The sequence below is a fragment of the Prevotella sp. P3-92 genome (genome assembly GCF_002251205.1).
Classification (GTDB): domain Bacteria; phylum Bacteroidota; class Bacteroidia; order Bacteroidales; family Bacteroidaceae; genus Prevotella.
Genome location: NZ_NPJE01000058.1, coordinates 90,798 through 112,180, shown reverse-complemented (window position 1 = coordinate 112,180; position 21,383 = coordinate 90,798). Strand labels below are relative to the sequence as shown.

Below are 21,383 nucleotides of genomic sequence, written 5' to 3'. Positions count from 1 at the left end.
CCAAAGCAAGTAACCGGCTTTGCCGCTTAGCTAGTCTAAGACTTTTTGTTGCTCAGGTACTTAAAAAGTTTAATTTATAATAGTGTTGCGGAATAAAGGATAAAGATATTCAAATCTTAGAGACATGACCAAAGAACAGCGGACGGCAATAGCTCGCATCTTCAACGACATGATTAAGGCTGATAATATCATCGAGGAAAGCGAGGTAAAGAACATGAAACGGCTCATGTCCGAGTATGCCATCACTCACCAGGAGATGAGCGATGCACGCAAGATTCGTTTCTCAGATGCTGTCAATACACTGAAGGAGTTGTCTGTCAGAGAGCGGAAGGCATTCTTCGACCATATATACGATATTGCCCTGAGCGATAACATCTGCGTACCTCGCGAAGCTCTTCTGCTCATTGCCTTGCAGTACTGTCTGATGGAGGATGCCAAGAAGGCTGATGGGACTATACCCGCTCCAAAGCCATATCTTATTTCCTGTCCTACTGGCGAGGCCAGTTTCAACGACCAGTATATGGTATATCTAGAGAGTTCCTACGATGAAGAGCGTAATGAGGAACTGAAACAGCACTTCCGACTGCTGGTCACGATTACACGCCTCTGCGGGTTTAACTTCATCTACATCCCCAAGATGGTGGAGGAGTTTCGGGGCATGAATGAGCAGTATGTGAAGGATGTCATCAGCTATATGGCTCCCAACCTCGAAGAAGCTATCATCCAGCAGGTGTACGACCGCTTGTGCGATATGACGACAGTCGATTTTTTCCGCAATGTGCTGTACGAACGCTTGCAGGTGAAGGCACTCCACAACACACCGCCTTCTCTCCTTATCAATATCGGTACATCTGTCGTGCCATTTTGCAGCGCTGGCGGTTCGATACAATACTACACGGAGTTTCTGTGCATCCCCATCTCGTCGGGCATCTTGACTCTGGTGGATGACATCCTGGGATTCTATCAGAGCAAGGTCAGCATCCGCCAATCGATAACCATCAACGACAGCAAGGGCCAGTTCAAGTATTTCGGATTCTACAAGGCCCTCTTCGATTTCCTTGTGGCTCCTCCACCAGTGGCTCCCGACTTGGTGTTCCTGGGACAAGACATGAAGACTGGCCGCTATCAGGTAGCCTTCAAGTTCGACGATGGGAACGAGAAGAAGGTGACGTTCACGCCCAAAGAATATGACATATATCTCCAGGTTGCCCTGAAGACCTATAAGTCTCGCACGAGGGGACTGCCCGTCACCTACGACAAGCATATCAAGCCCACCATAGCTCATCTGAAGAGCAAAATCAGTAGCGACATTCCCGACCTGAACTATTCCGACCAGTATAAGCCGGAAAGAGACGGCAATGCCTACGTCATGCGTTTGGACAAATCGAAAGTATTTGTAAGAGTGCGCACTTCCAACTGCGGTTATGACTATGAGGATATCCCCATTCTGAAGTATGACAAGAAGTGATTTCCATACCCCTCGGCAACGTTGCAGCCTCAGCACTACTTTTTTGCCATCTTTGCATGGCAATGTTGCTGTTTTGATGCTTTGTACAGATAAAGTCCTTATCTTTGCAACAAGAAACAATAAACTAAAAGCAAAGAGTATGGAAAAGCAAATTATCTGTATGGGCAACTCCTACAAAAATGGTGGAAGATGTCTCGCCGGTATTGAGATTCAAGACACTGCTTCTGGAGTTTCAATTGTAAGAAACCAATATGGCCTACCCAACTGGATAAGACCTGTAATGTCGAATGGTGATAATGGTCTCCCCGAATATCTCGTAGGCTCATTCTCTATGCTAGATATACTTGCTGTAGACGTTACAGATGCCGTTCCAACTGGAGCACATTGTGAAAACGTGCATTTCAATTCTATCAGGAAAGTCGGTAGAATTGGACAGAATAGTCAAAATCTCAATCCTCTTTGCGACACATGGCATTCCTTGATTTTTGGTAACAGGGGGAAGGCTGTTCCAAATAAAGTATTTGAAAATGGTAGCTATTCGCTTATGTTTATCATGCCAGAAAGTCCAGTCATTACGATGCAGTATGATGTTTATGGTCACGAGAAGTATCGCATTCAGTTCACTTACAATGGTACACAATATGACTTCCCTTTGACAGATACCAGATACATTAACGCACTTCGCTATAGAACCAAGAATTGCGGGCAAAGGAATACAGGCGATTTGTATCTCACGCTATCGCTTGGGGTTAACCATTACGATTGGCACTATAAATTGGTTGCCGGAGTTATTGATTTAGCAGCTTAATAAAACTATGGATAAAAGACAGTTATTTTCGGTAGGACATTCCAACCAAAGTATAGAAGAATTCTTCCAACTTCTGGAATCACAAAGAATAGATTGTATTCTTGATGTGAGGAGTATGCCCTATAGTAAATACACGCCACAGTTTAATGAGGAAATCCTCAAGACGTGGTTCAAAGGACACGGGGTTTTATACGTACCTTTTGGCAAGCACTTTGGTGCAAGACGCTCCGATTGTCTTAAAGAAACGGAATTCGTAAAAAAGGGTGTCAAGGAGAAGAAATTACAGGTCAATTTTGAAATGGGTGTCAAGACCACTAATTTTTTAAGCGGTGTCGAAAGGCTGAATAAAGCACTAGATCAAAACAGACGAATCTCGCTGATGTGCTCGGAGGCAGACCCTCTGGGATGCCACCGATTTTCTTTCATCTCAAGGTACTTCTATGATTTAGGCTGGGATATTCAGCATATCATGCACGATGAAGAAACAGGAGATCCCATTGTTCGCTCTCACCAAGAACTTGAAAAAACGATGATACTTGACTATGTAAAACGGAATAAGTTAAAGTCGGTGGGAGGCCAGATGGCTGATTCGCTCTTCGCTGATTTTGGTGACGGATATGACGAAAAACAGCAGCGAACAGATGCTTATCGCTTGAAGAATTATGAAATCGGATGGATACCGGACTATGGTAATGATGAAACTACAGAAGAATATTAAATATCGGAATAATTATGATTACACTATTTACAATTGGATTCACCAAGAAGAGCGCAGAGCAGTTCTTTGAGCTTCTTAAGAAAAATAAAGTAAAGCAACTCGTTGATGTGCGCATCAGCAACAGTAGTCAGCTGGCTGGTTTCGCTAAAGGCAAAGACTTGGCTTATTTTGTGAAGCAGATATGCGGTATTGACTATAAACATGTCACAGACTTTGCTCCCACAAAGGAACTCCTTGATAGGTGGCATAAGGAAACAGTTACTTGGCCAGAATATATCGAAGAATATACAGGTATGCTCAAGCAGCGTGATATCATCAAGAAATATGGTGTTAAGCAGTTCGACGGTTCATGTTTCCTTTGTAGCGAAGAGACTCCAGAGATGTGTCATCGCCGTTTGCTCGCTGAGTATATGAAGGAGCACTCTGTTGAAGAAGTAAAGATAGTTCACTTGGTATAACCCATATCTATGGATAAGTATTTCATTTGCTTGGCAAACTCCTACAAGCGTGGAGGACGTTGCATCGCTGGAGTGGAAATCGTTTTCGACAACAACGATAGATGGAAACTTGTTCGCGATGATGACGGCAGGCCACGATGGATACGTCCGATTGCTAGAACCATATACGGTGAAATCCCCAACTTTTTGGGAGAAAATATAAAGGTATTTTCAATAGTAAGGCTTACAAATGTAGTACCTTGTCCAGAGAAGGCTCATACGGAGAATGTTTATTATTCACATATTGAGCAATATAATTATGCCATTTCGCAGGATTCAAACGTAATAAATCTGCTTATTGACACGAAGCATCAATCGTTATTTCATAATAGGGGACGTGCCGTTTCTACAAAAATGATTGCAGGAATCAACTACTCTTTGATGCTAATCCATCCCGACAAAGCAAGTGCATATATTGATGAGAATCGAGAAAAGTCCAAAAATCGTATGAGGTTCACATATTATGGTACAGAGTATGACTTTCCCATAACAGACCCGACGTTCATTGACTGTTTGAAGAAAAGCGCAGACAAGTATACTAACATAAATGATGTATATCTAACCCTATCATTAGGATTGGAATTTGAGGGCTGGCATCATAAGTTGGTGGCAGGTGTGATAATACCAACTGATTCTACGAAGCTCCATGAAGTTGGAGGTGTTTCATACATGGCACAACAGAAACAAATCCATCACAATGCTTATGCAAAGTGGACTACAGGAGATGAAGAACAACTATCTGAACTTGTAAAAAAAGGCGTTTCCGTCCAAGAACTGTGTCAAATATTTGGACGCAACGAAGGTGCAATACGTTCACGAATAAGTAAGTTAGGATTAGATGTTGACGCTTCTTCGCCACACATATTTGATAAATGGGCAAATAGTTCTAATCTATCGCTGAGTAATCAACCGAATTGGTTTGACGAATACGAACGAAAACTTACAAGTCTGCTTGACAAAAAGAACAAAATAGAAGAGCAAATTAATGAAGTCCGTGCAGAAATATTGCAAAAAATGGAGTCTCATGGCTTAGAAAAACTCCATTCTGATCAATTCTCTGTAAGCTATACCCCCGCAAAGACGGTTATGCAATTTGATAGTCGTACATTCCGTATAGAAAACGAGGAACTATACTCAAGTTATTGTAAACCTAAACAGCGAGAGGCGTCAATTGTTGTAAAAAGAAACATAAAAGAACAATATGACTAAGTTCACTAGTGTCTCTTAAAATTGTTAAAACTCAAAATTAAATATCTTATGCACAACGTTTTAGCCCTGCGATACCCTGTCCGGGTTTTGAAATGCTTACCTTTGCATCTGATTCAAAATCGGAGCAGATATGCATACTGGAATATTCGTTTTTGCACAGACAATACAGTTCCTCCCTCAGAGGCAGTTCCGGCGAATACTCGCCAAGTACAACGACAGAACCAAAGGCTGGGCGATGTCTCACTGGAACCATTTGCTAGTTCTGATGTTTGGCCAGCTCATTGGATGCGGAAGCCTGAGGGAACTCACAGATATTACAATCGCACATGGTAAGAAGTCCAAACACCTCGGCTTTGGCCACCAGCCCATCAACAGACAAATGCTTTCGAAGGCCAACATGCTCAGAGACCATCGCATCTTTGAGGAGTTCGCTTTCTACATGGTATCTATTGCCCAAGCCAGACGCATCACGAAGGAGTTCGAGTTGCATGGAAGATTCTATGCCATCTACTCTACGACTATTGACCTCTGTATGTCCGTATTCAGATGGGCAGAATTTAGAAGCACAAAGTCGGGCATCAGAATCCATACTCAGATTGATATCATCACGGAGATTCCTGTTTTCTACAGAATCACCAATGCCAAGGTACACGATATCAACTCTATGGACTGGTTCACATACGAGCCTTTGGCGTGCTATGTGTTTGACAGAGGCTACTTTGACCTCGCCAGACTCTATAAGATCAATGTATTCGGAGCATTTTTCATCATCAGGGAGAAGGGCAAACCAGCATATGAGATTGTCGATGGCGAGAGCATTCTCGACGGAACAGACAACGTACTCAAAGACCAGACCATTCGCTTCACCAAGAAGGAGAATCAGGAGAAGTATCCCAGTGTTATCAGAAGGATTGTCTATTATGTGCCAGAGCTTCATCGAAGCTTCGTCTACTATACGAACAACTTCTACCTCAATGCGAAAGACATCGCCCTGCTTTATAAATACAGGTGGCTATCATCACCTACTGCCTCATTGCCATCATCGAGTACGACCTCAAGATTGGCAGACCCGTCTTCGAAGTCATGCGCATCCTTGGCAAGTCTGCACTCACCACAGACGACATCCGAGACCTTCTCCTGCCTCTCAGGGAGAGCGAAAAGGCAGATGACAGGCAACTCTATTTTGACTTCAAATTTGATTAACATATATTATTAACATATATTAAGAGACACTAGTGAGATTATTTAAAGGAAAGTCTATAATTTCCTCTATTGCAGCAAAATTCTTAACCGTAAAAGTTGGCTCCATTTTCTTACTTGCCATTTCATCTCCTATACCGTCACGTTCATCTATAATATCCTTAGTTATTCGATATGGATGTATCCAACATGTTAACGCACCAATCCTTCTACCGAACTCGATGTCAAGTTTCGTGTCGCCGACCATCAAACAATTACCTTCAGCAACCATTTGCTTATACTGAGGGTGTGAATCAAGAAATTCTAGAATTTTCTTGTTGTTAGGTTTGTCAGCTAGAGATAAAGCCTCTACACTTAACATATCTGCAATCGGATTAACATAACGAGGATGCGAATCAGAAGCGATAACCAAAGAATCTCCTTTATGCTTCCTCGAAGCAATAAACTCTTTTACTCCTGCAAATAAGGGTATTTGTGCAACAAGAAAATCCTGCAGTCCATCTTTATAAGGTTTCCAGGAAGGGTGAACTGTATTTACCAGTGTTCCGTCCAAGTCGAGAAATATAAGCATCAATATATGTTGTAGTTTATTCACATTGTGCATTCTCCTGCGGATATTTGCGGAGAAGATATTGTTGTAATTCTTGTTCAAGCATAATGGTTATTCGACTACCAATTAGCTAGTCGGTCGAAAGAATTAGATTTCTGCTTACTGTTTTGTGCCATCATTACCTCTGCAGCACAAAGCATAATAATTGCAATAATGTTTCTTTTGCTAATTTTAAAATATATGTTCATATAATGTTCATTTTTATTCTACAAATAAAGACTGTTTTAAGAAGTACGCTTTGGGCGAACCTTCAATATCAAAGACTCTTACAATGTAATGTAAGGATCCTTGATTTTGAAGATTATCTATCCATTCCCATTCTTTTGTCTCAAAGATAAGAGGGAAATCCTTACTACATTTTATATTTCCCACAGTTGTCTTGACTTCAATAAATATGCTCTTGCCATTATATGAAACAACGAAATCAAAATCGTGAGAGGTTGTATTCAAGCGATATTCTTTACCATTGAAACTCACAATTCTAGCATTCGCATCGTTTGGCGCATAATTTGACCATGTGACATTAACACAACCAAAGCGACTACAAAGCATTTCGTAAACGTAGCATTCTCCTTTATCTCCGATGTCTCTCTTGCGATCATCAGAAATATTTTGCTGGAAAAGTTCTAAATTAAAATCTCCTTGCTCTCTTCGTAAGATGTTTAGTATTGACTTAAAATCCGTGTCAGGAAATTCCTCAATAATCTTTTGGATGGTAACTAGTTCGCTCCTCTGTAACATTTTCTTTACAAAGTCTTTGTTTTCAATCAATATCTCTATTTCATCCGAAGAATAGTTGTCATTCATTTGTGAGAAACGAGCTTTTGTTTCAGCATCGTAAATATAGTCATATGACAAATTCTTCCTTTTCATGTATGTTTTTGGAAATAGTTTTGATAAATTATCGTCATCTCTATTACGGTAACTAAAAGAAGACATGGAGATCGATTCATTTGACTCGAAAAAGAATAGAAGCGTCTGTATTGAACGTTTGAGTAGTAACTTCCATTCTGTAGAGTTATGTTCACTACAGAAGAACACTAATCTATCAACAAGGTCGAAAAACTCTTTGTCAGTGTTATTTTGAAATTCTTTAGCGAAAACATATTGGGGATGAACAATGGTGCTTGTCATATTGTCATCACCATTCTTCTTATCATGGAAGTGTGACCATAGTTCACTATCAACTAGTTTAATTAGACTATCACTATGTTTATAATGATCAAGTATAGTTCCATCATAGATTACCTCATTTGAAGGATGAAGATTACCATACCAATCGGGGATCAATAATAGATCTTCTTTCACCGACACTTTGCCATTCTTAATTTCCTGCGCTAATCGGTTAAGCCAGGACATGCCTAAGTTTTTGCACTCACTCTCCTGCTCGTTAGTGAGTTCCTTATTAGTATTTTTTTTGAGAACTTTGCCAATTGTGAAAATGTTATTGCATTCAGAGGCTTTCTCTGCTAGCAAACCTATCATGTAGTCCTTTGCACCCTTCCATATACTAAGTTCTGAAGTCTTAATAATGTTAATGGTGGTATCTTCAATATTATTGTATTCGTCGTAAAGGTTGCGAATCTCTTTATATTGTTCGCCACATTCTGGGACTAAATGAAGCAAGAATTTTGATACCGATTCCTTTTTGTCATTATCTTCACCATCAAAGTACTCATTGTACTTACTTGCCAACGTTGTAATTTGATATTCTGTAATCTTAGTTTTTTCATTTAATACAAATCCATCATACAGAAGGACTTCTTTGATGTCAAAGCCTGTATCTTTTAGACAGTCATCCAATAACTTGTCGGGAATCAAGCCTTGCTTGTATAACAAATTGATCGGTTTAAAGTTGCCATATCTGTTGGGAATTATGCTCAAAACATCGTCAGAAGATCCATTTTCAGTTATGTCGTCAAGATGCAGATAACCCTTATCAAACATGAAACTTACTATATCTGAAAGCCACTCCGAAGTGCAATACTTAGATGCAATTTGTTCTTCCGTATCTTCAGCACTTATAACATCTAAATGCTTGCGGTTTGCCAATTTGGTAGAAAGACGGCTCATTAGCCACTTGTCTGAATCTTCCCAAGTTTCGGCTTTTAGCTCCAAAGTTTCAGATTCAACTTCTTCTGCCTCGGATTTAAATACAGTTTTCAAAAGTGACAGAATCTTTGAACGCTTTTCATAGAACTCTTGGTGTCTTCCATCTTCTGTAGATGGAAGAGCCATCAACAATGGTAATAACTTTGTCAGTTTAGAGTCATCGCTTGAATAATTATCATCACGAATCTCTTTTGATCGGTTTTTAATTGCGACAACAACATTATCCTTCGTTTCCTTTGTCAAGGTTATGTGTTGCACTCCTTCCATAAGCAGATTCTTATCCCAATCTATTTCCATTCTCTTCATGAAATCGAAGATGTTGGTTGGGATGTCACTTGCATCTTTCAAATCACAACCTTGTTCTGTTGAACAGAAATAACCAAGACGATTAGGTACAATCTTATGGTCCGCAAGTTTTGTTATTTTTGATACTGCAATCCATTCATAGAACTTATTTAACCATTGAAGCTTTCGTAACACCTCAAACTCTTTCAGTTGCTCAGCATCAAAATTGGTATCTATATCAGAATCATTTTCAATGATAAGAATCAGATTATCAAGGCAAGTGGCATCCTCAATGTACTTGGCAACTTTGTCATATTTAACAGTGGGTATTGCTAGATTCTCACTTTCTGGCTTCTTCTCGTCAAAGTCTGTTTCAAAAGTGAATCGTCCCCACTTTAATGCTACCCAGTTCTCGTTTTCATCTTCAATAGCGAGATTATTTCCATATATGGTCTTGCAAATTTCATAGAAATCATGCAGGTCACAGTCTTTCGAGCATTCTACAAATTTTACATCAGAGTTTATGCTCCTATAGCCTTCACTTGTCTTAACCAGATTCTTCTGTACAAGCATATTTCTTAATGGTAGAATGAATCTTGAGGCTAAGCAATTCTTAGTCTCAACACCCCAGGCTCCATTAAGAATATTGCCCAGACCATTAATGAGATTGTATCTCTTATTATATCCGTTATCAATAAGATAATCTACTACGGATTCGTATAATGAAAGCGATCTTTCAAATATTGACCAGTTGATACCACTTTGCAGATAGAATTGCTCTTCCTCATCAGTTTCTTCATTAGTCCTAATCTCAAATCTTTTCTTTTTCAAATACAATGAGGTTCTTTCTGTTGCAGGTTCAAAATCATTACTATTGATATAGAATGGCAATGACATGCTCTCAAAGCCAATAAGTGGGAGAGAACAATAAACGGAAGGAGATGTTGAAGGAATAGGTAATATAACGTGAGTTCGACGAAATATAAGTGTCTAAAAATTTGGTGATTAGCGAAAATTGTTGTAACTTTAAGGTGCTAAAAATCAAAAGTTTACAAACAATAATCGCTATGATCACCGAGGACAAAGTTACAGAATTATTTTGTATTGCAGATGATTTTTGCAAGTTTTTTGATTCCATGATGGAAAAATATACACTGAAAGCAGATAAGAAACGGCAATATCACCGCAAGTCAACCATGTCAAAGGCAGAAATTATGGTAATCATGATACTGTTTCATGATTCAGGCTACCGTTGCCTGAAACATTTCTATATAGAAAAGGTATGCAGACATATGCGTCACCTCTTCCCGAAAGTTGTCTCATACAACCGATTCGTGGAACTTGAAAAGGAAGTAGCCATCCCTTTGGCTCTATTCATCAAGAAGGTGCTGCTCGGAAAATGTACTGGCATAAGTTTCGTGGACAGCACTCCCCTTAGAGTATGCAGGAACCAGAGGATACATATCCACAAGGTATTCAAGGGCATTGCGCAAAGAGGCAAGTGCTCCATGGGATGGTTCTTTGGCTTTAAGCTGCATCTGATATGTAACGAGAGGGGTGAGTTGCTGAACTTTATGATAACCCCGGGAGATGTGGATGACAGGAAACCATTGGAATACAAAGCCTTCGTAGAATTCATATATGGCAAGCTGGTCGGAGATAAAGGGTATATCAGCAAGAACCTTTTCCAACGCCTGTTCGTGGATGGCATACAGCTTATCACCAAACTTAAAAACAACATGAAAGGTGCCTTGATGAGCGTGTCTGACAAGCTGCTGCTTAGGAAACGAGCAATAATAGAAACGATAAATGACGAGTTGAAGAATATTGCACAAGTGGAACATTCAAGACACAGGTGCTTTGACAATTTCATCGTGAACCTGCTTGGAGCTATCGCTGCTTATTGTATGTTTCCTAAGAAGCCGTGTATCAATGTACAACGTACAGTTGATACACAGCTTTCATTGTTTTGAATTCATCGAACTCACGTTAATATATTGTTATCGTTGTCAACTTCCACTGCAACATGAAGTCTCAGATTTCTGTTTTTTGCTTTCCAATGGCTGGAGATTTCTTTCGATGGCTCTTCAATTTCCATAGAGATGAACCTACGGGTAATAGGCTCATTTCTATCGCTACTTTCTTCTACGAATACTGTCTCTTTTACTACATCCTTTCTTTCATCATTATTCTTTCGAATAATCTTAAAAGTGACATTGCTTTCTTCATTAATTACAGTTATAGAACGAACTGATGGACAGAACAGCATAGTTTGTGCTGCATTGGCACGAACATTCTCAATACCCATTCTTGCAGCCTTTTCACTAGAATCTTTGTTCAGATGATATGTAAATCTAGTAGGAAGTATTTCATCGGCAGGAATAGGTCTTTTATCCATATTCTCGTCAATCTCCCTTTCAGTTCTATCTACACCAGCTTTATAAGCTTCGTCATCTGGTCCTTCTCTATGTAATGTAAAATCAACAGATACATTTCTCTTAACTTCTGGGTCATCGTGGAATAATGAACCAGACACATCTACAGTTAAAGACAACGCATGTGTAGTCATGAAACCAGTACCGAAACGTCCCGTACTTTGTTTGTCACGAGTCAAACCGTCTTCGGTTGTCTGCTCATTTCGTTTCTCTGCACTAAACTTCCAGATAAGACCTGTTATAGCCTTATTCGTGAACTGATCTCCATTATGTTCAAAATAAAGTTTTTTCTTACCGTCACTATCTGTATAGTATCTAATCGTTACATCAACATAGCGTTCTTCTGGTTTCTCTCTTTTAACAACAGTATCTTTTGCATTTTGCAAAAGTTCCCATGGCCATCGCTTACAGTCTATTTCACTAGGGTCTGTAAGTTGTGGCAATCTGTCATGAAGATTATTTACATATTGTTCATACTTAACATCAACAAGACTTTTTTCTAAAGAATGTGATCTTCTCATTACATGTTGTTTTTATCTGCATTAACTTATTAGTACTAGCGCAATTAATTGCACCAGTACTAATATTGTATTATAATTCAAACGTGAAATGCATACCTGTATCAAGGGTACCGTCCATGATTTTTATTACAAGCATGTTCTCGTCCTTGATTATGGCGAAAGGTGTCGGACTGCCATCTTCCGATATATGGATTCGTCCATTGCGAAACTCGTAATCACCACCTTTTGGTAATATGCCATGTTTTATACGCACTTGATACTCGTAATCGTCAGTTGTCTTTATCAGGACCTCCTTATTCTTGGGGAAATATGTGACAGCATAGTTGCCATAGATAATCTTTTGTATTGTTGAAGATAAAGTTGGCTGCACATCTCTATGAGAATCTTGTATCTCGATATGTTGATTCTTTGTCAGTGCCGCATCTTTATTCATGTTCTCCTGTTTTACAGTTACCTGTGACACCGTCTCCGACTGTGCAGTTTCCAGTTTCTGAGTCGCTTGCTGTTGCGGTGCACGTGTTTCGTTGCTTATGCTTGTGGCGATTTTATAAATCTGTTCCCAATAACTATTGTTTTGTATGAGTTCAGTCGGTAGCTCTTTGTCGCCGATGTTAAGCTGCTCACGTTTCTTTTTTGCATCGGCGCGATAATTGTCATTGTCATCGTTGTGTGCCTGACGTTCCTTACATACAATCCAACGCTCATCCATAAGCCGTTTCAAATCTTTATCGTCAGTATTCGCAACTGCCCATTCATAGAATATACAGGCGTTGACAAACGTTCCACTTTGCTCGAATGCCTTTCCAAGTTCAGGAAATACAATGAGCGCAGCTTTCTTACGTGCGAATCGCTTGTAGTTTGTTCCGCAAAAATCCTTTGTTTTCATGGTTTTCAGCGCACGTTGCATATAGCTAAGAAAATCACTTTTTCGTATGCGCCCGATGGCTTCTATCGCATCAAACAGCGGTTCTACCTCAGCGTCAACATACTCAACCTTCGGACGTTTCCATGACCGCAAGTCAGAATAGCGTAACTCGGCAATTGTATGAATAACATACTCATTAACGTTGATGCCCAATTCCTTTGCCTCTCTAACCACATGGTCCGTGCTCCCTATGCTATCTGACGAGCTAAGCATGAACGGAAGAAGCCATTTGAATTCCTTTTTACAGTCCGAACCCTGTCTGACAGCTCTGCACAATACCGTCTTTTGGCTTTCTGTTAGTGGGATATCAAGGTTCTTCCTTGCATCCTCAATCAGTTTGTTGAACCATTTTGGATCATTTGTGCCCTCGTAGAACTCAATGGTCTTGGGATATCTCTCAACTTTTAGTTTTGCGTTACAATATTCTGGTATTCTTTCCACTTTCTTCATGCTTTCCCACACCTTAATAGCTTCCTCGTTGTCACCGATGCCATAGGCTATAGATGCCAATTTTGAGCGGCAAGCGTTTACCTCTATGTCGAACTCAGCTAGTTTGTCCAACGCTTTAATAATGATGGGGATTTCCTTGGTGCCTTCAGCTCCCTCTGTCTTGAGATTCTGCATCATAAGCGTAATAATGTAACTCCAAGCTTTGTAACAAACCTGTTCTTTGGGATTTTCTCTTAAGAATATTGCCATATCGTCAAGCCCCATTTTTATATCACGTAACGTTGGAGCCGTTGTCTTTTTGCAGAATTTTATTTTCTTGTTGTGTGATTTCCCTGTAAGTTTCTTAATCTTCTCGACCACGGATTGTTGCTGATTGACGTTTAGTTCCAGCCAATAGTTGTCAACGGCCTTGTCATACATTCCTGCTTTGGAAAACCATTCTGCAGCCTCGTCGAATCTCTCGTCGTAAGCCGCAGCCTTTGCTCTGCATCGTGCCTCATCAATTCTATTGCCAGCACTCTTGTAGCTTGTCGCAGCCTGCAACATGAGTTTGCTATCATGCAGTTCGGCCGCTCTATTTTCTAAGTCTTGCTTGTGCTCGTTTGAACTCAGGTACTTTAGATTCTCATCAGAAATATCAATATCCTTAACGTACTCAATCCAACCTATTTCATTTTCCGACCATTGGTCACGCTTTGCTGAGGAAAGGTTACCAAACATAAGTGACTGCAAATGATTGATTTCCTTATCGAGAGACTCATCTTCTGACTGATTGAAAGCGAATGCCCAAAATGATGAGCGGTTGACGTCATCGATGATATAAAGGTTGGAACTTGCGCGTGTGACGGCCACATATGCGTTACTGACCTGATACTTTAGTTCTATATCCTCAGTCAAGTTGGGACATTCGTGGTTGTCGAACCATTTTGTCAGATTGTCAATTTGTATGCCTTGATTGTTCTTTGTGTTAAATCCGAATATTGCGACGTTTGGATATTCTAAACCTTTGGCTTGTGTTGGATTCAGAATTGTAATGTTACTGGGTACTCCTTCCTCGAACTTGACGAAATCCTTCAGTGGTGAGTCTTTTATGTATTGTTCCACAGACTCGCCATCGTTGGTAGGCACAATAAGTACAACTCCGTTGTCCTTTAGTTTCTTCAGTGTTTCCTCGTCTGACGGAGATATGCAGTATACGGAACTACCTTCCTGTGAAAAATGTGGTTTCTGTGGTACTGAGTATTCATTAAACCGACTAGCGCGGAGGAGCTGTATGCGGTTTGCCAGCTTCACAATGTTGCGAGTCGAGCGGAAATTCTCGGAGAGCACAACTGGACTTGGTATCATGCCTTTCTGTGGCTTGATACCGACTAAAGTGGATAGCCTTTCCGTGAAGTAGCTGCGCAGTGACTCCCAACTGAATCCTGTAGGATTGAGTGTTTGAAACTCGTCGCCGGCAAAAACGAACGGTAGTTTGTTGATATCGTCTTGAATCTTGATGGAGCGTTGGGCGAATGAAGAGGAGTTGAGTATGAAATCTATTTCCACACGAGTGAAGTCTTGTGACTCGTCACAGAACACGGCTGAGAAACGATCGTCAACACAATCCTCTTGAAGGCAATAAATGACAAGGTCTTGGTCATCCCATAATCCTTCATTTGCATTGAGCATTGAATACCACTTTTTCCAAACATTTTCATAGATATTCTTGAATGTTTTTAGTGTGACTGATTGGTTCTTTTCGCCGATTTTGTCATAATCTTCAGGTGTAAGGAATGCATCACTGTCCCAACCTTTGATGTAGGTCCTTATCACATGCCAACTAATACTCGGTCCATAATCCCTTGCAGCATTCTTTATCTTGCCGAATTTTTTCTCCCACATTGAATTGAACTTGGGAAACGATATATACTTACTGTCAGGAAACTTTTTATTAACTTTTCCGGGGTGCTTCTTCTCAATGCAGTCGCACAGTAGAGTCTTGAAAACATAAAACATCTTGGGTAGAAGTGGTTGTATGTCTTTCTTGTAGTTGACATTCTTATCCTCCAATGCTTTCTTGTATACGTTGTTTTTCTCAAACAACGTTGTACACAGTTTTTTCGCATCGTCAATAAGGTTTGAACTATAAGATAAATACACCGGCGCTTTCAGCTCAATTCCTACATTGTCGCGGCTATTTATGTAGCGGAGAATTACCTCTGCGAACAGGTATTGCAGCAAAGTTGATTTACCACTACCTGCCCTTCCCGTTAAGAATAGTGGGTATCTTATCTGTTTTTGGGATACGATGTCGACTTGCTGTGATGATAAAACCATGTTGCTCTTTGAATCCTGTTCCATCACTCGCCACTCGTCGCGATCTTCAAGAAAAGTGTATGGATAGCCGCGTTGAAAATCTGTGGGGATGACCTTTGGAAATTCTGTTGAATAGTCTCTGTTGGAATTGCGCTCAACTAACTTTGCTAAAATCCAGTTCTCGTCCTCGCGCTTGTATGCCAATATTGCATATTCTTTAAACTCTATAGGGTACCATCCTGAAGGATTAAATAGATTGTCATTTAGACAATTGTTTATCTCGTTTGCAGCATTAGTAAAATCGGTAAATTCTCCTTCTGTGTTTGTAGAGCCGATGAAGTTGTCGTTGACACAGTTTATCCACTCTTTGGTCTCAAAAATTGTTATCTCGAATAATTCGTGATTAATATTGAGTGGAGTAGAGATGAAAAGATTTTCAGAATTTGTCAGTTCGGGTTTGTTACTTATTACTGTCGGCTCTTTAAGAAGTTCTTTTACTTTTTTTTCATAATATGCCCAATCAAGTGATACCTTACCTGTAATTGTGTCTCTTTCTTTCTCGGACTTGGTGCTCAATTTGAATTTATCATATTCGGAATCACCTCTAGCAAACATTCGTAGTGCGATATAAACACAGATTTGCTGCCCTTCGATATTAAACTGTTTAGTTGTTAATACTGAGCGAAAATTTTCATGCTTAATTTTTATATAATTGCCAGGGAATTTTGTGTATTCCATTTCCCTTGGATGTTTATATCCTTCACTAGATGTCTTGACGCGAAACATGTCTAAAGCTTTTGCTTTCCCATGCTTTTTTGCTTCCTCATCATAACGATTGGTGGAAAATACGAAATTATTCATTTTGTTATATTTTTACTCGATGTTATACTAATTGCAAACTTTTTCACTAACCATATTGAAGTAACCATATTCTGAAATATAATTTATAAGGGTGAGCCAATTCATATGAGTATTTTATATACTCTAAGTACATCCTCGTCTCCATAAATGTAATCACAAACTTGTCTCAACAATAAAGTCAAATATTGTACTCCTTGGGGGATGCCAATGTTGCGCCCTTGTTGGAAAGTTCGAAGGTTTTGAAGCATTTTGTCGAACATAAAATACCTTGGTAACTCGAATCCATGATATTGTTCTGATATCAAAAAGAAATCCATTGCCTCTGTATGATTAAGACTAAGTATATTTTTCGTTTTTTCGGTCATATATATTATGTTGATTTAATGTTCTACATCCGGTTTCATCGCATTCTTTGGTACATACGCTGTTGCCACCAAATACCCATCAAACAATTCTACTAACACACGCTGTTGTCCAGCAATTCTTGCCACCCTGCCACGTATATCCTTAAAATCTCCCTCTGTAATCACAACTTCATCCCCTAACTTGTATTTGATGTTCTCTGAAGTAACTGGGATGATGTGAGGATTATGTATGGAGGTTAAGCGAATGAAATTATCCATAGCGGAGTCAGAAATGACAAGTGGAGGATTCTTGGTCGGCGATTTTTCACAATGTGAGGTGTGGTCGTAATAGTAACTCAACAAAGCTATATTTTCAAGAGGCTTGATGCTCTTGTCTTGCAAAAGTGAATCAACTTGTTTTGCTGAGGCATGAACAAAGAGAAATGAGGAGAGAAGAGGCTCTGTTATGATTCGCATCTTTCCTTGCTTCTTTACCTCTTTATATCGCAAAGGAACATAGCATTCCAAGCCTTTAGTTTCTACAAATTCTTTAGCTTTGAGAACGCGACCATATGAAACTCGAAGAACAAACCATTGTTTGTTTTTTGATGACGCATTCTCTACCGACGCCCCACCTTTGTTCTTTGAGATGGAGGACGTACAAGAGGTAAGTCTTGCACTTGGACACGATGAGCCTGTGTCGGTAGGCTGCCCATTATACAATGAAGCGTCAGCCGTTAAAGGCTGTTTGGTATCATCTTCCAATGTTATTGTTTAGAGGTTAGATTAAACCAATAGACATTTTTCTTATAGAATTGTCAATTATTGACCACAAAAGTAAGAAATCTTATTCAGACGAAAGAATAAATAATTGGAAATCTTTATTTTTGGCATCACATTTCTGTAAATAGAGGCGATTTGCAGTAACTATCCGTAGTCAATATCAGCAATCACAAGCGTGACAATATAACAGTATAACAGTTTTTGAAAAGGAAAAATGGGGTTCGGGAGCTTGATGTGGTGAGAAGTGAGGTATTGTGGTGGTCCGTCTTGACGGAATTGGGCGTGAATCAGAAAGAGTAGAGCTAAAAGGAGAGAGTTTTAAAAAAAATATTAACTTTGCCTATGATACTGAAGATCAACAACGGACTGAACGGGTATGCTCCGGAATTGGTGAACGGGTATCGACCGGAATATGTAGATCATCGGAATTTAGACGGAAATTATACAGAATTTATACGGATGTTTTTTGGGGGTTGCGCGAGCGCAAGAAATCTTTGAAGGAAATCTTTAATGAAATATGGCCTTTGGTCAGAAATAATAATCTTTAAATAAAAATCCTTGACGAGAATGCGCTCGAGTACCTCGCTTTGGGGGAGGACTTTATTATGGATCGCATCGGAGATGCTCGACATCTTAACTATAATCTTTAGAATAATCTTTAACGATAATCCGTGTCGTCCGTGTGTTCCGTGGAAGTTTAGTTGCCTACGGCAAGAAATCTTTGGGGGAAATCTTTTTTAAGATTTTGCTTCGCAAGAAATCTGTTTAAGTTCCGTTTAAGATCCGATGATTAATAGGCTACACAAAAATAATCTTTAACTAAAATCTTTTACCAAAATGCGCAACAGTACGTTGCTTTACGGGAGGGATTTGTTATGGATCGCATCGGAGATGCTCGAATTTTTGGAGCAGTGAGAGCAGAGAATAAATCCAAAAATTTATTCTTTGCCGAGTCGCGAGAAAAATAACCTATGGTAAATCTTAACTATAATCTTTAGAATAATCTTTAACGATAATCCGTGTCGTCCGTGTGTTCCGTGGATGTTTAGTTGCTTCGCAAGAAATCTTTGGGGGAAATCTTTAATGAAATATGGCCTTTGGTCAGAAATAATAATCTTTAAATAAAAATCCTTGACGAAAATGCGCTCGAGTACCTCGCTTTTGGGAGGGATTTATTTTGGATCGCATCGGAGATGCTCGAAATCTAAAACAAAATCTTAAATATAATCTTCAAACAAAATTTTTCAACCGTACAGGTCGAAACATTTCTAGATTTGTAACAAAAGCTTTTATTTTTATTCCGAAACAACCTATATAATAAAAAACTGAACTTTCACCTTTACGAAAGTTCAGTTTTTAGAATACATATTTTATGAATTACTTCTTACTAATACGGAATACCGTAACAGAGTTTGCAGGGAACTTATGTACTAAATGATTGCCATTGATACGTACCTGCTCCTTGTGTGGAACAACTTTAGTTGGAGCATCCAGGCTGTTTTCATCAAGACTACTTCCTGAAGAAAGGACTGTTGCCTCTGCCAGATCAGCCACCTTTCCGATTCCATTGAGCAGAACTTTTGTGGTAAGATCTTTTTTGCCGGTATTCACAACCTTGACAATAATGTCACCCGACTTTTCGTCTTTTTGTGCACTGGCACAAACTGTCTTTCTGTTTATATCAGTAAGCGAAGCCTGCTGCACCAATTTGCCATCAATATATCCCTTAACTGTGAGAGGGGATACTTCTAGACGGACGTTATACCAACGTCCTGGCTCGATTGAATAGTTGATGCTATGAGAATCCATGATCGTCTGCATCTGACTGATGGAATTGCTATAACCACCAATGTCCCAACGAGTACGATTGTTTTCTCCCTTCTGATGATGGAAGTATATCTGGAAACCATTTTCACCCGACAACTTACGAGCTTTCAAAGTAACAACATACTCTCGCCAATTGTCATTGCCAACAAAAGCAGTAACTTCTGCTGCCAAAGAGTTTTGACTAAGCACACCATTGCTAACATTCCATTCTCCATCACCCTGCATCTCCCAATCATCAATACCAGATGAGAAATTATTTTGATACAGCACTTTGCCCTTTGGCGTAGTAACCTTCAAGTCCTTAAACTCCGCAGTATTATTCCAAGTACCCAGACCAATGCCACCTGAACTAGATGGAATATCCACAAGTGGACTTCCCGTCACAGAAACAGGCAGCGTAACTGTGCCCTGATTCTCAGCAAACATCTGCTGTACATAATAGCTAGGCAGACCATACCAACGATGGTTATCATAATTAATCAAGTTGATTGGCCAACGCTGATGCTCCACATTGCAGAACAAAGGAGCGTATGCAGCCATAGCCACCACATCGGAATTGCGCTCCAATCCCGTCATAAATGCAGCTTCACCAATGGCACCTCTGAGGTTACCCTTTCCACATTGACTAGTTACGGCATACTCACCAATAAACACTTTTTCTCCTCCACGCTTGCGATTGTCATATTTATTGGCATTGAGTATGAACCAATCCGGCGTATTATAATAATGCTCGTCAATCATCGCATGAGAAGGAGTTGAAGGATGTGAGCCACTCCAGTCGTTAGAGATAATTTGCATTTCTGGAAAACGAGTCTTGATGGCATTGGCTATCAACTCGAAATTCTTGAAATAGACACTACCAAAGTTCTCATTTCCCACTTCTATATATTTTAGATTGAAAGGTGCAGGATGACCATTGCGAGCTCTAGCTGCTCCCCATACGCTCGTTACTGGACCGTTGGCATACTCAATGGCATCAAGCGCATCTTGAATCCACTGGTCTATCTCATCGGACGGTATTGTCTCCTTGTGTGAGACTCCAGCATTAATACAGAACAACGGTTCTGCGCCAAGGTCTTCTGCCAACTGCAAGTATTCATGATATCCTATGCCATGAGTTGCTGTATATCCCCATAAATTCCATAAAGGTATGCGACTGTCGATATTACCGATGGTATTCTTCCATTGATAACGCTGAGAAATCACCTCTCCTTCTACCCAGCAACCACCAGGAAAACGCAAGAAGGTAGGATGAAGATTGTCCAAGGCTTCACCCAGGTCTTTCCTCACACCGCTCTTTCCCCATCGTTTCTGAGGAATAAGGCTAATCATATCCATACACACCTCGCCTTTTCCGTTGCCTTCAATGACAAGTTGTGCATTGGTACTTGCTTCCGTAGGAATCAATGTGGCTTTAGTATATTTCCAATGACCTGTTACATCAGAGATGTCAGTTTCTGCCAACACGTTGTCACCAACAACTATCTTGGCTTTCATATTTCCTTGATAAGAGTTAGGAGTGCGCAAAGCAATAGAGAAGTCATATTTCTCTCCTTTCTCCACATTCATGCCCCAGTAGCCATCATTAGAAAGCGTAAAATCACCTTGCACATCAACATTCAAAAACTGTCGGTTTCTGGCGTTGAGAGGAACTGCTGGATTTTTCGCATTAGAAAGGTCTGCCTTTCTCACTTTGGCTTCGCCTTGCAAAGAGCGGAATTGCCAAAAACATAACGAATCCGCATCCTCAAAAGAGCGATTGCGCAGCAACTCAGGGTAGAGACCTCCATCCACAGAAAGATTGATATCCTCTAAGAAAATACCAAAAAGTGTAGGAGAAACTGCATGTAACGGCTTGTTTACATCGATTGTTATCGTTGTTTTTTGAGCAGCAGCCGTCATTGCCATCAAGACAAAACTGGAAAAAAGTGCCTTTTTTATCATTTTAAGAATATTTATAGTTAAAATTGTTCTGTGCAAAGGTACTCATATTACTTTGATTACCAAACAAATCTTAATTTTTTGATGTGTT

General features: G+C 39.9%; 13 protein-coding genes. 7 read left to right on the top strand and 6 right to left on the bottom strand.

The window, feature by feature from the left end; all coding sequences use genetic code 11:
- Positions 1-124: 124 nt before the first annotated feature.
- The 6 genes from CIK93_RS08870 to CIK93_RS08845 all read left to right on the top strand — a co-directional run bounded on the left by CIK93_RS08870 (position 125) and on the right by CIK93_RS08845 (position 5,916).
- Entirely contained in the window at positions 125-1,468 is a 1,344-nt protein-coding gene (locus CIK93_RS08870) for a hypothetical protein (RefSeq protein WP_094447128.1), read from the top strand.
- Positions 1,455-2,276: a hypothetical protein gene (locus tag CIK93_RS08865; protein WP_144007552.1), complete on the top strand. Its 822-nt coding sequence runs from the start codon at positions 1,455-1,457 to the stop codon at positions 2,274-2,276. Before CIK93_RS08870 ends, CIK93_RS08865 begins: the two co-directional genes overlap by 14 nt.
- A gap of 7 nt (positions 2,277-2,283) precedes the next feature.
- On the top strand, positions 2,284-2,994 hold the full coding sequence (locus CIK93_RS08860) for a DUF488 family protein (RefSeq protein ID WP_094447126.1): 711 nt from the start codon (positions 2,284-2,286) through the stop codon (positions 2,992-2,994).
- 14 nt (positions 2,995-3,008) lie between these two features.
- Positions 3,009-3,452, top strand: a complete 444-nt coding sequence (locus tag CIK93_RS08855) for a DUF488 family protein (RefSeq protein WP_216820895.1) — start codon at positions 3,009-3,011, stop codon at positions 3,450-3,452.
- Positions 3,453-3,461: 9 nt separating this feature from the next.
- Complete coding sequence (locus tag CIK93_RS08850; protein WP_094447125.1) at positions 3,462-4,700, top strand: hypothetical protein; 1,239 nt, start codon at positions 3,462-3,464, stop codon at positions 4,698-4,700.
- A gap of 130 nt (positions 4,701-4,830) precedes the next feature.
- Positions 4,831-5,916, top strand: coding sequence for an IS4 family transposase (locus CIK93_RS08845; RefSeq protein WP_254046770.1), 1,086 nt, complete (start codon positions 4,831-4,833; stop codon positions 5,914-5,916).
- 6 nt (positions 5,917-5,922) lie between these two features.
- Here CIK93_RS08845 and CIK93_RS08840 read toward each other — a convergent pair whose 3' ends face one another.
- Both CIK93_RS08840 and CIK93_RS08835 read right to left on the bottom strand, forming a co-directional pair.
- The gene (locus CIK93_RS08840) at positions 5,923-6,495 is read right to left on the bottom strand and encodes an HAD family hydrolase (RefSeq protein WP_144007551.1); all 573 of its coding nucleotides are present in this window, start codon (positions 6,493-6,495) and stop codon (positions 5,923-5,925) included.
- 216 nt (positions 6,496-6,711) lie between these two features.
- Positions 6,712-9,738 (bottom strand): protein NO VEIN domain-containing protein, encoded by a 3,027-nt coding sequence (locus CIK93_RS08835; protein WP_158215504.1) that lies wholly within the window; start codon positions 9,736-9,738, stop codon positions 6,712-6,714.
- A 236-nt stretch (positions 9,739-9,974) separates the two neighbouring features.
- On the opposite strand from CIK93_RS08835, the gene CIK93_RS08830 reads away from it, so the two are divergent.
- Positions 9,975-10,880, top strand: a complete 906-nt coding sequence (locus CIK93_RS08830) for an IS982 family transposase (protein WP_094447122.1) — start codon at positions 9,975-9,977, stop codon at positions 10,878-10,880.
- Between the two features lie 11 nt (positions 10,881-10,891).
- Here CIK93_RS08830 and CIK93_RS08825 read toward each other — a convergent pair whose 3' ends face one another.
- From CIK93_RS08825 to CIK93_RS08800, 4 genes are all read right to left on the bottom strand, one after another.
- Entirely contained in the window at positions 10,892-11,863 is a 972-nt protein-coding gene (locus CIK93_RS08825; protein WP_094447121.1) for a sacsin N-terminal ATP-binding-like domain-containing protein, read from the bottom strand.
- Between the two features lie 70 nt (positions 11,864-11,933).
- On the bottom strand, positions 11,934-16,112 hold the full coding sequence (locus CIK93_RS08820) for a hypothetical protein (protein ID WP_158215503.1): 4,179 nt from the start codon (positions 16,110-16,112) through the stop codon (positions 11,934-11,936).
- 665 nt (positions 16,113-16,777) lie between these two features.
- Complete coding sequence (locus CIK93_RS08810) at positions 16,778-17,506, bottom strand: UpxY family transcription antiterminator (protein WP_158215502.1); 729 nt, start codon at positions 17,504-17,506, stop codon at positions 16,778-16,780.
- Between the two features lie 1,395 nt (positions 17,507-18,901).
- Positions 18,902-21,295: an alpha-L-arabinofuranosidase C-terminal domain-containing protein gene (locus CIK93_RS08800; RefSeq protein WP_094447116.1), complete on the bottom strand. Its 2,394-nt coding sequence runs from the start codon at positions 21,293-21,295 to the stop codon at positions 18,902-18,904.
- Between the last annotated feature and the right edge of the window lie 88 nt (positions 21,296-21,383).